Consider the following 11,823-nt stretch of genomic DNA (forward strand, 5'->3'; position numbering starts at 1 on the left):
CCCTTCTGGCGCTTTATTAATATACTTATTTGGCAAGGGGTTGTCAAGCGTTTTGTGAAAATATTTTTGAGTTTTTTGGTAAGCCTTACACAGTGAGGGTTTGAGCTGTTTGTTTCCCATCCTGCCTCCGCTGGCTGACTCCTCTTTTCGGGAAGGGGTCTTTTTTTTGCAAGATGGGGCTTTTGGGGGGAGTATCTACCGCGCATGGGTAGAATATCTCTACGTGTAGATGTTCTATATATAGATGTTTGATCGCCCCCTTATGAAAAAACCTGCCGCTCGTCCTACTGCCTTGTTCGTTACCTGCGCTTTACTGCTAATCGCTTGCAGTCAGACCAACACTCCCCAGACATCAACTGCCGTATCTCCAGGTACTTCGCCATCTCCGGCAACTTCGCCACAGGGTTCTGCTGCGAGGAACTCTACCGCTATTCCCATTGGGGTTGGGGTGGCGCAAACTAGCAATGTGGCTTTGCTGGGTCAGGAACAGGTGGCTGGGGCGAAAATTGCTGAGAAGTATTTCAACGATAAGGGCGGTGTGGATGGGACGCCTATTAAACTGGTGTTCCAAGATACCGGTGGAGACGAACAAGGGACGATCAATGCCTTCAATACTCTGATCAATCAGGATAAGGTGGTGGGTATTGTGGGCCCAACTCTGTCCCAACAAGCTTTTAGTGCCGATCCGATCGCCGATCGAGCAAAAGTTCCCGTACTCGGACCCTCCAACACCGCTAAAGGCATTCCCCAGATTGGCGATTATGTGACCAGAGTCTCCGCGCCTGTCGCTGTGGTAGCACCTAATGCGGTTAAGGCGGCCCTGAAGCAAAATCCCAATATTAAGAAAGTAGCCGTGTTTTTTGCTCAGAATGATGCTTTTAGCAAATCTGAGACTGAAACTTTTCAGACAACGGTTAAAGATATGGGACTGGAATTGGCAACAGTTCAAAAATTCTTGACTACTGATACAGATTTTCAATCTCAAGCCACTAATGCGATAAATGTCAATCCCGATTTGATAATTATTTCTGGGTTGGCCGCAGATGGAGGCAATTTAATTAAGCAGTTGCGGGAGTTGGGTTACAAAGGCGTTATCATTGGGGGCAACGGTCTGAATACTTCTAATGTGTTTGCGGTTTGTAAAGCACTTTGTGATGGAGTTTTGATTGCCCAAGCCTACAGCCCGGAATATGAAAATGAAGTTAATAAGGCTTTTCGCGATGCTTACCGCGCTCAATTTAAGAAGGAACCGCCTCAGTTTAGCGCTCAAGCTTTTACGGGCGTACAAGTTTTTGTTGAGTCATTAAAAGAAATTAATGCTAAGTCGAAGGTTAGCCAAAAACCTTTGGCAGAATTGCGTACAAATTTGAATCAGCAGTTGTTGAGTGGAAAGTACGATACGCCTCTGGGGGAAATTTCTTTTACGCCTGAAGGGGAGATTAATCAGAAAGAGTTTTATGTGGCACGGATTAAGATGGAGGCGGATGGCAATAATGGTAAGTTTGAGTTTTTGAAATGAATACAAAAGACGAATTTTGACACGGATACACGGATGAGTTATTGAGTGTGAGTCTGAGGTTAACTTCGCCGCCCCCCAAGGGGGGAAGTCAGAAGTCAGAGTAAAAATTGTATGCTGTTTGTTTTTGAATGATTTAATGTTGATGCCGAATCTCTAACTGGTGATGGACTTAACTCTGTTTCTGCAACAATTTTTGAATGGTTTGTCGATCGGCAGCGTGTATGCTATTTTTGCCCTGGGATACACGTTGGTCTTTTCTATTCTGGGAATTATTAATTTTGCTCACGGTGCAGTATTTACGTTGGGTGCTTATTTCACCTATGCGCTGATGGGAGGTACTTTCGGTTTTAATGGGTTGTGGGCTAACGCTCGAATTCCCGTGAATTTGCCTTTTGCTGTGGCGTTAATTTTGGGCAGTGTCATGGCTGGTTTGGTAGGAGTAATTGTTGAAAGAGTTGCTTTTTTGCCTTTGCGCAGGCGACACTCTGATTCTCTGCTGACTGTGGTTTCTAGTTTGGGTGTGGCTGTTGCGATAGCCAATATCATCCAATATCTTGTCGGTGCGGAAATTTACACTTTTCCTGCTAACACTTACGGCTATTTACCGGCTGCCATTAACTTCGGGACAGCGGATAAACCAATTCCGATTCGGACTGTTCAAATAGTAATTTTTGCGGTATCAGTTGCGATTGTGGCTGTCTTAACTTACTTAATAAATTTTACTAAATTTGGCAAAGCAATGCAGGCTGTGGCTGAAGATGCGACTACTTCTAGTTTATTGGGGATTGATACTGATAGGTACATTGTGTTGACGTTTTTTGTGAGCAGTTTTCTGGCGGGTTTGGCGGGGAGTTTGGTGGGTTCTAGTGTGAGTATTGCTGGACCGTATTTTGGTATTGCTTTTGGTTTGAAAGGTTTGGCGGTGATTGTACTTGGTGGGTTGGGGAGTATTCCTGGGGCAGTTTTGGGAGGTTTTATAATTGGTTTGGTGGAGGCTTTTGTGCCTGGTGATTTTTCGGCTTATAAGGATGCTGTTGCTTTTGCTATATTGTTTATTATGCTATTGGTTAGACCGCAGGGTTTGTTTGGACGGCGTTTGATTCAGAAGGTGTAAGATAATTCAGCCATTGAAATCGCTTAAAAGTCAAACTAAGTCCCTCTCCAAAAGACTAAGAAATAGAGGTGTTTGATTTAAAAGGTGTAAAAAAAAATCGGCGATTGAAATCGCTTAAGAGTCAAACTATAGCGTTTTTCACAGCTATGAGGTACACTTGGTAAAGTAAAACTATTTAGAGGAAAATCATCAATGCAACCGTATTCACTAGATTTTAGAAAAAAAATAATAGAAGTGAGAGAACAAGAAAATATCTCAATAAGAAAACTAGCAGAACGTTTTAAGGTAGCTAAGAGCTTTGTTCAAAAATTACTAAAAAAAGCCCAAGAGACAGGAGATATAAGTCCTCTTGCTCAAGGAGGAAGTCCACCCACCAAATTAACAGGGCGAACAATTAGTGAGTTTAGTGCAAATAATAGAAGAGAATAATGATGCAACTTTAAAAGAACTAACGGAAATGCTTGAGTTAAAAACGGGAATAAAAGTAAGTATATCGACCATGGGAAGAATTAGCCATCAACTCAATTATACTTTCAAAAAAAAACACTCTATGCGGCTGAAAAAAGAAGCGAACGAGTTCAAAAAGCCCGAGTAGAATTTTGGGAAAAAATCCGGGACATCCGGGCAGAAGACCTGATTTTTATAGATGAATCCGGAGTTAATCTAGCAATGGTACGACTATATGGAAGAGCCTTAAAAGGTAAAAGAGCGAGAGGAGAAAAACCACTCAAAAGGGGAACCAATATTTCTTTAATATCGGCTTTATCGAGTACAGAAGTGGTAGCCTCAAGAAATATTTATGGTGCAGTAAATGGAATAACATTTGAAGCATTTATCCTGAGAGAATTAGTTCCTAAACTTTGGCAAGGTGCTTGTGTAGTTATGGATAATGCTAAAATTCATTGCGGAGAAATGGTGAAAGAATTTATCGAAGAGGCAGGAGCAAAGTTAATTTATTTATCTCCTTACTCTCCCGAGTTTTCCCCGATAGAAAATTTTTGGTCAAAAGTGAAATCTCTGTTAAGAAAACTTAAAGCCAGAAATTATTTAGACTTAATTGATGCAATTACAGATGCTATGCTACAAGTTACTAAAAAAGATATTCATAACTGGTTTGCTCATTGTTGCTACTGTACCTCATGACTATAGGAAACGCTATAAGTCCCTCTCTAAAAGACTAAGAAATAAAAAAAGTTATGAATGAATTTTTTACTACTTACGGGTTTTTGATTGTCTCGATGTTGCTGGGTGCAATGTTGGGAATGTCGCTTTATTTGCCTTTAATGACTGGACAGTTGTCTCTGGCTAGCCCTGGTTTCTATGCTTTGGGTGGGTATATTGCGGCGATTTTATCTACGACGGTTTTTCAACAGACAGGGAGTTTATTTCCACTGCCGTTGTTGTTATTAGAGATGATAATTGCAGGGGCTGTTTCGGGGTTGCTGGGGATTTTAGTGGGAATTCCGGCGCTGCGGTTAAGCGGGATTTATTTGGCGATCGCAACTATTGCTTTTGTGGAAATTTTGCGGGTTTTATCCCTGAATCTAGATATCACTGGTGGGGCTGTGGGCATTTTTGGGATTCCGCAACCGTTTGCGACGCCGATCGAGTATTTGTGGATTGTAGTACCTTTACTGTTGGTAAGTATGGCGATTGTCTATCGGCTGGAACGGATTCGGGTGGGGCGGGCTTTTGCAGCGATCCGCGCTGATGAGTTAGCGGCTGATGCGATCGGCATTAACCCAACTTTTTATAAGGTTTTGGCTTTCACGTTAGGTGCTGTTTTAGCTGGGGTTGTGGGTGCAGTTAGCGCTCATTTCCTGAATACTTGGAACGCCCGTCAAGGTACTTTTGATGCTAGTATTATTTACTTGACTTCTGTGTTGATTGGTGGTAGCAGAACTTTTCTGGGAGCAGTTTTGGGAGGGATGGTGTTTACTGCTTTGCCGGAGGTTTTGAGGGGAATGGCAACTATTCAGGGATTGCCGATTTGGTTGGCGCAATTTCTGCGGGATGGACGTTTAATTATTTTTGGGTTGCTGATTGTTTTAGGGACGATATTTTTTCCGCAAGGTTTGGTGACGCCGGAGTTGTTGAAGAAATTTAAAAAGGCCGATCGTACTTCTGTTTAAAAAAAGGATGGCCAGCCATCGCTGACATCAGCAATCATCACTACCCTATCGTTGATGCGGACTTCAGAGTCGATCGGCTTTCGCGATTATTGGGGAACCGCCTCAGTTCGATCGTTGCCAATACTCAGATGAGAAATGCCATGTTTCTGGTACACCATCGACAACGAAATACAGCGAAACGCAGTTGTAGCCAACTGGTTTAGATGATGAATTCATGGTTTATGTGGCCTTTTTGGATATTCGATCGCTCTTCTCAATGCAATCACTAATTTGGACTCATTGAGAAGAGCTTTGTATTGTTTTCAGGAAGCAGATAAAAAATGCCTAACCTTGATTTACTGCGCTGGGTTCCATGAACATAGTTTCCCAAATGTGGCCATCTAAATCCTGAAAGCCATGACTATACATAAATCCGTAGTCTTGCGGTTCATTGTAGGTCGTTCCCCCAGCAGCAACTGCCTTGCTAATCATTTTATCCACTTCTTCTCGGCTCTCGGAAGACAAGCACACCAGCACTTCTGTACTCTTGGTGGCATCGCAAATTGCGTTGGGTGTAAATTCCTTGAACTTAGCTTCTGTCAAAAGCATGACGAAGATGTCTTCGCTCACAACCATACAAGTGGCAGTTTCGTCAGTAAACTGGGCGTTAAAACTGAATCCAAGTTTAGTAAAAAATTCGACAGACCGATCGAGATTTTTGACGGGTAAATTCACGAAAATTTTAGTGGCCATGTTTTCTCCTTTTTAACTTCGATCGCAAGGTGAAACATTAGCGAAAAATCGCTAATGTTTGAATTGAAGGGTAAGGCCTGTGAGCAAATTTGAAAGGGTTAGGTAGCTGGCTGGACATTAATCATCCACGGTGTGCCAAATCGATCGACAAGCATTCCAAAACGGGTAGACCAGAAGGTCTCTTGGAATGGCATCTTTACCGTTCCGTTTTCTGCCAATTTTTGAAAGATCCGCTCCGCTTCGACCAGATCGTCAAATTGAAGATTCACAGAGAATCCCTGTGGTTTTTTAAAGTCATCGGGTAGAGTGTCAGAACCCATCAATACCATTGAACCAACAGTTAAGTTGGCGTGCATGATTCGATCGCGCTGTTCGGAGGGAATTTCCTCAGACATGGGCGCATCCCCATAGGTCATCATCCCGTCGATTTTGCCACCCAAACACTGTTCGTAGAATTTAAATGCAGCTTCGCATTCACCGTCAAAAAAGAGATAAATATTCGATTGCATCATGTACTCCTTTGGTTAATACTCGATCGAGCAATCCATTCATGGGAAATGATGTGGCTGCCGGACGAAAAGTCAGGCAGTATTTATGCCCTCAAAAACGCTGGAGTTGTTCTGCCCCCGCCCGAATGCGTTCTTCCTGTTCCCTGAGTTCGGGCGTCAAGGATTCGCCGAAGTCCTCTGCTGCAAAGATCGGGCGAATTTCGATCTCGGATTCTCCTGGCATCGGGTTGGGGCAGCGTTTGACCCAGGCGATGGCTTCCTCCATCGACTGCACTTGCCAGATCCAGTATCCGGCAATCAGCTCTTTTGTCTCTGTGAACGGCCCGTCAGTCACGCTGCGATTTGTGCCTGAAAACCTCACCCGCGCTCCTTTTGAGCTGGGATGCAGCCCTTCGCCAGCGAGCATAATTCCCGCCTTGACCAATGCTTCGTTGTATTGCCCCATTTCCGTCAGAAGCTGTTCGCTGGGCATGACGCCTGCCTCTGAGTCTTCGGTAGCTTTGACTAGAACCATGACTTTCATAGTGAAATCTCCTTTTGTTTATGGTTGTTGAGCTGGGCTAAGGTGCGATCGAGAAAACGGCTTTAGACGTTTCTGGATCGAAGGGGACAGAGCAATGCTCGTGCACGATCTGCCACCTGCCATGTTTCCGCTGGCACCCAGAGGTGATTCGCATCCACATCTGCGCCGCTGGGTGATCTTTTGGCATCCCTGTGAAGTGAAAAAGCCAGTGCGCGATCGCCAAATCACCGCTCACGGTGAGGCTGAGGTCTCGCATCTCAATTCCGAAGGAGTCCGGGAAGCAAGGCAGGCAGGCCTCCCACCTCCGTCGAAATTCATCTGCACCTTTGGTTTGGAACGGCGGTATGGCATCGAAAATAATCACATCTTGGGCGTAGTGCGCCATGATGCGATCGAGGTCTTTGGCGCAGATGGCACTGGCGGTATCTGCGATGATTTGTCGAATCAGGGCTTCGTCTTTTGTTTTGGTGGTTTCGGTTGTCACAGTCATCGCGGTATCTCCTTATTTATATCGATTGGTTTTCCGGGCGCAGATTGAAAACTGCTAACCCTTGCTCTACCATCTAGTCGAATAGAGGTGCGTGCGATCGACAAGTTGAACATTTTTTCTGAAAAAGTTTGTCAGTGCGGATGTGGAAGTTTGCGTTGAGCGGTATTGACAAGCGAATTTCAAAGGTGGTACCCGCCACGTGATTTATCCGTGGAATCAATCCAAAATCGAAAATCGAAAATCCTCAAGAAAGAGCATTTATCTCGCGCAAGTCAATCTAAAATCTAAAATCTAAAATCTAAAATCGATTGACGGCCACTACTGGTCTGATGGCAAGCCCGACAGTTCCACGATCGGGCGAATTTCAACCGTACCTCTACTGGCGCTTGGTATGCGTGCTGCGATCGCGATCGCTTCGTCAAGATCCTTGGCATCGATCAGAAAGTAGCCGCCGAGTTGTTCGCGCGTCTCCGCAAACGGCCCATCGGTGACAAGTTTTTTCCCGTCACGCACTCGAATACTGGTTGCTGTGGCGATCGAGTGTAGCGGCGAAGCACCCAAATATTGACCGTTCGCTTGCAGTTCTTGGGTTAGCTGCAAAGACTTTGCGTAGCATTGCTGCAGCTCGCTTTCAGTCCAGGCATTTTCGTCGCTGTAAATCAGCAATATGTATTTCATCGTTACTCCTAAATTCGATCTGAGATAGTCGCCTTCATTTATATCAATTCCGGTTAGATCGGAATGATTAAACCACAGAGGACACAGAGGACACAGAGAAAGAGAAGAGAGAGATAATAACTCCGATGTCAACGGATTTGATATTAGTAGTCGTTCGGCGAGGCTGCAAATCGACAGCGCAGCAAAAAATTTTTTCAGCCTAACTCGCGAAGGCGTTTTTCGAGAAAACGACGCTCTGGTTCCTGTTTCACGATCGCCAGCGCCTTTTGGTAGGATTCTCTGGCATCAGCCGTTCTGCCCAGCCGCCGACACAAATCGGCTCGCGCGGAGTGTGCCAGATGGTAGTCTGCCAAATCGCCGCGCGCTAATATTTCGTCGATCGATTGCAGTCCCGCTAAGGGGCCATCGCGCATTGCCACTGCGACCGCCCGATTTAAGGCAACAACGGGCGACGGCTCTAATTGCACGAGCAAGTCGTATAAGCCCACAATCTGCGCCCAGTCCGTTGCAGCAGCACTCTGGGCCTCTGAATGCACGGCTGAGATCGCAGCCTGAAGCGTGTAGGAACCAAACCGTCCCGATGATAGCGATTGCCGCACCAGCAACCTGCCTTCAGAAATTTGTGCTTGATTCCAGAGCGATCGATCTTGGTCTTCTAGAAGGATCAGGTCGCCTGTGGAGGAAGTGCGTGCGGTGCGCCGCGATTCTTGCAGCAGCATCAGCGCCAGGAGTCCAATCACCTCGGAGTCTGGCAACAGTTCCATTACCAGCCGTCCCAAACGGATCGCTTCGCCAGCGAGATCGGCCCGCGTCAACGATCTGCCAGATGAGGCCGCGTACCCTTCGTTAAACACCAGGTAGATCGTTTGAAGCACGGTGTCCAATCGATCGGGCAAATCGGTTTTCGACGGCACTTGATAAGGGATGCGTGCGGATCGGATCTTCGCCTTGGCCCGCACGATCCGCTGCGCCAAGGTGGGGGGAGCAATCAGGAAGGCGCTGGCAATTTCCTCGGTACTGAGTCCGCAGACTTCCCGCAGCGTCAACGCCACCTGAGCTTCTGGCGACAGGGCCGGATGACAGCAAGTGAAAATCAAGCGCAGGCGATCGTCCTCAACGTCCTCGTCATCCTCGATTGTGGTGTGACTCGGATCGAGTTGTTGAGCGAGTTCTGCCAAGTGCGTATCAAAGCGGGCGCGACGGCGGATGGTGTCGATCGCTTTAAAGCGACCCACTGAAACAAGCCACGATCGTGGGTTAGCGGGAATGCCGTCACGGGGCCATTGCGCTACAGCCACAGCGAAGGCTTCGTGCATCGCCTCTTGGGCGCGATCGAAGTCGCCGAGCAAGCGGATCAGGGTGGCTAAAACGCGGCGCGACTCGGACCGGTACACAGCTTCCACCTGCTGACGGATTTGATTGGCTGCTGTCTCATTCATAAACCGTTCACCAAACAAAAATATATTATCGGCCGTGCCGCAGAGTACGATGCTCCCATTGCGCCCGTGCAATCCGCCAATCGACCTCGCTCCAACCGCGATCGGACATCCATGAGGACCCTGGGCGGGTAGCAACTACTTCTGCTCCTATCCACTGGGCCAACCGAGCGATCCGGGTATTTGCACTGACGGTAGACCCGGAGATCGCCTTCAGATCGAGTTCCGCGAACCCAAAGTCGAGCAGCGCACGCCCCACCTCGATCGCGTAGGCATATCGCCCCCAATAGGCTGGTGCCAGTTCAAGACCAAATTCCATCTCGCCAGTTTCAGACAATCTTCGCCGCAGTCCACAGCAACCGACAAGGGCGTAAGGTTCCTGTCGTTGTACGATCGCCAATTGGTAATTCAGTCGAGGGCGATCGTCAGCCCAGGTCTGAAACATCTCGAATAGACGTGCGGCCTGGTCGGGACTAGACCGATCGGGTTCGTAAAATGTCTGGTTGCGCGGATCGGCTTGATACTCCAAGAATGGCGATCGATCGGAATCTACAAAGTCACGCAGCAGAAATCTTTTGGTTACAATCTTTATCATGATTTACAACTTTAATTATCGGCTATTAAACAAACATCATATTCTGCCAAATCTTAATAGTTTTGTCACTGCTGCCGCTAGTCAAAAACTCTCCTTCCGGGCTAAAACTAACGGAATAAACAGAGTTAGTATGACCTGCAATATTACAGATTTCTTGACCGTCTTTCACTCGCCAAATCTTGATTGTTTGATTGCTGCTGCTAGCCATAATCTCGCCATCGGGACTAAAAGCAATAGAATCAACATACCAAGAATGTCCTGTGATAGTTAAAACTTCTTGCCAATCTTTGACCCACCAAATTTTAATAGTATTGTCATGGCTGCCGCTCGCCAAAAACTCTCCATTTGGACTAAAAGCTATGCAGCGAACCGAGTCTGTATGACCTGTAATTGTGCGAATTAGCTTCCCATCTTTAACTCGCCAAATTTTGACTGTTCTGTCCCAACTGCAGCTAGCAAGAGTTTCGCCATCAGGGCTAAAAGCAACAAAATAAACTAAATTGATGTGACCCGCAAGCGTGCGAATTTCTTGCCCGTCTTTGACTCGCCAAATCTTGATTGTTCTGTCCCAACTGCTGCTAGCAATAATTTCGCCATCGGGACTGAAAGCGGCGCCGTAAACTGAGTTACTGTGACCGTTCAGGGTGCGGATTTCTTGTCCATCTTTCATCCGCCAAAGTTTAACAGTTTTGTCGTGGCTGCTGCTGGCTAGTATCTGTCCGTCCGGGCTGAAAACTACTGTATAAACCGAGTTAGCGTGTCCTGTGAGGGTGACAATTTCTTGCCCGTCTTCAACTCCCCACAGCTTGATTGTTTTGTCATCGCTGCCGCTGGCTACAACTTCTCCGTTGGGGCTGAAAGCCACAGAGTAAATTAAGTTTTTGTGACCTGTGAGGGTGTGAAGACATTGCCAGTTATAGGTTTGCTGTTGGGGCTGGGCGGGAGTTTTTCCTGGTTTAACTAACTTGGAATTTGTTTGAGGAATTGCTAGATTGATCGCAACTTGGGGATTAATTTCTTTTAATACTTCAACAGCGGTTTGATAGCGGCGGTTGGTAGCATTTTCAATCATTTTGTCTAAAATTTTCCCGAGTTGTTCACTCACCGGGTTGTTGGCCAAATACTGCCGCCATATCCAGGCATCTTCACCAGGATCGAAGAGGTCAAAAGGGGAAACTTGAGTTAGCAAATACAAACAAGTTACCCCTAAACTGTACAAATCGCTGGTAAAAAATGCTTTGCCTCTAGCTTGTTCGGGGGCGATGTATTCCGGGCTGCCGATGCTGGTTCCTGTTTTGAGTAATGCTGTACCTGTGGCAATTTTTGCGGCGCCAAAGTCTACTAAAACTAATTGTTTGTCGGCGCGGCGGATGATGTTCCCAGGTTTGATATCTCGGTGAATAACGTTGTGGGAATGGATGAAGTGAAGGACGGGTAATAAGCTATTGAGTAAGTCTTGAATTTGATTTTCTGTAAATGTGCCTTCTGTTTCTACAATTTGTGCTAAATTTTGCCCGTCGATAAATTCTTGGACTACATATTGTCTGCTGTCTTGAATGGAATAGGCTAATAGTTCTGGAATTTGAGGGTGTTTGCCCAATTCGTCTAATCGCATTGCTTCTTGTTCAAAAAGTTCGGCTGCTTTTTTGCTGTTGCGATTGCTTGCTGATGGGATGAGTTGGGTTTCTGGGGGTAAAAATTGTTTGATGACGCAGCGGGGTTTTGAGGGTTTGTCTTCGTCAACGGCGAGGAATGTTCTACCAAAACCGCCTTGTCCGATCGCCTTTATAGCCCGGTAGCGATCGCGCAGCAGCAGTTTTGAACGGCAGTTTCGGCAAATTTTGGCTGCGGGAGGGTTTTGCGGCTTGGAACAGTTGGGGTTTAGGCAGTAACTCATTCGATTTTAGATTTTAGATTTTAGACTTTAGATTTGGGGATTTGGGGATTTGGGATTTGAGCTTTGCGAAGCTAGATCAAATAAAACTTGTGCATAAATACCAAAGAAAGCGGGTTTTTACTCAGGGTAAGAGCATCTCAATTAGGCTTGACACAAGGACTCAGAAGAATCTAATGTAGGGTCAATAAAACAAGAAAA

12 protein-coding genes and 1 pseudogene are annotated in these 11,823 nt (G+C 46.2%); 5 read left to right on the forward strand and 8 right to left on the reverse strand.

Features of this window, described 5'->3' with window-relative positions:
- The first annotated feature begins 262 nt into the window (after positions 1–262).
- The 5 genes and pseudogenes from QUA25_RS27760 (at position 263) to QUA25_RS27780 (ending at position 4,765) form a co-directional block, all read left to right on the forward strand.
- Entirely contained in the window at positions 263–1,519 is a 1,257-nt protein-coding gene (locus tag QUA25_RS27760) for an ABC transporter substrate-binding protein (RefSeq protein WP_333042828.1), read from the forward strand.
- Between the two features lie 163 nt (positions 1,520–1,682).
- Positions 1,683–2,633: a branched-chain amino acid ABC transporter permease gene (locus tag QUA25_RS27765; RefSeq protein WP_333042829.1), complete on the forward strand. Its 951-nt coding sequence runs from the start codon at positions 1,683–1,685 to the stop codon at positions 2,631–2,633.
- A gap of 192 nt (positions 2,634–2,825) precedes the next feature.
- Positions 2,826–3,062, forward strand: a complete 237-nt coding sequence (locus tag QUA25_RS27770) for a hypothetical protein (protein ID WP_333042831.1) — start codon at positions 2,826–2,828, stop codon at positions 3,060–3,062.
- Between the two features lie 120 nt (positions 3,063–3,182).
- Positions 3,183–3,776 (forward strand): annotated as a pseudogene (locus QUA25_RS27775) (IS630 family transposase); the annotation flags it as partial.
- Positions 3,777–3,829: 53 nt separating this feature from the next.
- On the forward strand, positions 3,830–4,765 hold the full coding sequence (locus tag QUA25_RS27780; protein WP_333042833.1) for a branched-chain amino acid ABC transporter permease: 936 nt from the start codon (positions 3,830–3,832) through the stop codon (positions 4,763–4,765).
- 324 nt (positions 4,766–5,089) lie between these two features.
- Here QUA25_RS27780 and QUA25_RS27785 read toward each other — a convergent pair whose 3' ends face one another.
- The 8 genes from QUA25_RS27785 to QUA25_RS27820 form a co-directional block, all read right to left on the reverse strand.
- Complete coding sequence (locus tag QUA25_RS27785) at positions 5,090–5,497, reverse strand: VOC family protein (RefSeq protein WP_333042834.1); 408 nt, start codon at positions 5,495–5,497, stop codon at positions 5,090–5,092.
- Between the two features lie 98 nt (positions 5,498–5,595).
- Entirely contained in the window at positions 5,596–6,006 is a 411-nt protein-coding gene (locus QUA25_RS27790; protein WP_333042835.1) for a VOC family protein, read from the reverse strand.
- 91 nt (positions 6,007–6,097) lie between these two features.
- A complete protein-coding gene (locus QUA25_RS27795; RefSeq protein ID WP_333042836.1) occupies positions 6,098–6,529 on the reverse strand; it encodes a YciI family protein in 432 nt (143 codons plus the stop codon).
- Positions 6,530–6,566: 37 nt separating this feature from the next.
- Positions 6,567–7,019, reverse strand: a complete 453-nt coding sequence (locus QUA25_RS27800) for a nuclear transport factor 2 family protein (protein WP_333042837.1) — start codon at positions 7,017–7,019, stop codon at positions 6,567–6,569.
- A gap of 318 nt (positions 7,020–7,337) precedes the next feature.
- Entirely contained in the window at positions 7,338–7,697 is a 360-nt protein-coding gene (locus QUA25_RS27805) for a YciI family protein (RefSeq protein ID WP_333042838.1), read from the reverse strand.
- A 194-nt stretch (positions 7,698–7,891) separates the two neighbouring features.
- Positions 7,892–9,136, reverse strand: a complete 1,245-nt coding sequence (locus tag QUA25_RS27810; RefSeq protein ID WP_333042839.1) for an RNA polymerase sigma factor — start codon at positions 9,134–9,136, stop codon at positions 7,892–7,894.
- A 25-nt stretch (positions 9,137–9,161) separates the two neighbouring features.
- Complete coding sequence (locus tag QUA25_RS27815) at positions 9,162–9,728, reverse strand: GNAT family N-acetyltransferase (protein WP_333042840.1); 567 nt, start codon at positions 9,726–9,728, stop codon at positions 9,162–9,164.
- A 25-nt stretch (positions 9,729–9,753) separates the two neighbouring features.
- Complete coding sequence (locus tag QUA25_RS27820) at positions 9,754–11,625, reverse strand: serine/threonine-protein kinase (protein WP_333042841.1); 1,872 nt, start codon at positions 11,623–11,625, stop codon at positions 9,754–9,756.
- Between the last annotated feature and the right edge of the window lie 198 nt (positions 11,626–11,823).

The sequence above is a fragment of the Microcoleus sp. Pol17C6 genome, assembly GCF_036701145.1.
Lineage (GTDB): Bacteria > Cyanobacteriota > Cyanobacteriia > Cyanobacteriales > Microcoleaceae > Microcoleus.

Coding starts and splice junctions, on each gene's coding strand:
- QUA25_RS27760 (WP_333042828.1), top strand. CDS start 263: ATGAAAAAACCTGCCGCTCGTCCTACTGCCTTGTTCGTTACCTGCGCT.
- QUA25_RS27765 (WP_333042829.1), top strand. CDS start 1,683: ATGGACTTAACTCTGTTTCTGCAACAATTTTTGAATGGTTTGTCGATC.
- QUA25_RS27770 (WP_333042831.1), top strand. CDS start 2,826: ATGCAACCGTATTCACTAGATTTTAGAAAAAAAATAATAGAAGTGAGA.
- QUA25_RS27780 (WP_333042833.1), top strand. CDS start 3,830: ATGAATGAATTTTTTACTACTTACGGGTTTTTGATTGTCTCGATGTTG.
- QUA25_RS27785 (WP_333042834.1), bottom strand. CDS start 5,497: ATGGCCACTAAAATTTTCGTGAATTTACCCGTCAAAAATCTCGATCGG.
- QUA25_RS27790 (WP_333042835.1), bottom strand. CDS start 6,006: ATGCAATCGAATATTTATCTCTTTTTTGACGGTGAATGCGAAGCTGCA.
- QUA25_RS27795 (WP_333042836.1), bottom strand. CDS start 6,529: ATGAAAGTCATGGTTCTAGTCAAAGCTACCGAAGACTCAGAGGCAGGC.
- QUA25_RS27800 (WP_333042837.1), bottom strand. CDS start 7,019: ATGACTGTGACAACCGAAACCACCAAAACAAAAGACGAAGCCCTGATT.
- QUA25_RS27805 (WP_333042838.1), bottom strand. CDS start 7,697: ATGAAATACATATTGCTGATTTACAGCGACGAAAATGCCTGGACTGAA.
- QUA25_RS27810 (WP_333042839.1), bottom strand. CDS start 9,136: ATGAATGAGACAGCAGCCAATCAAATCCGTCAGCAGGTGGAAGCTGTG.
- QUA25_RS27815 (WP_333042840.1), bottom strand. CDS start 9,728: ATGATAAAGATTGTAACCAAAAGATTTCTGCTGCGTGACTTTGTAGAT.
- QUA25_RS27820 (WP_333042841.1), bottom strand. CDS start 11,625: ATGAGTTACTGCCTAAACCCCAACTGTTCCAAGCCGCAAAACCCTCCC.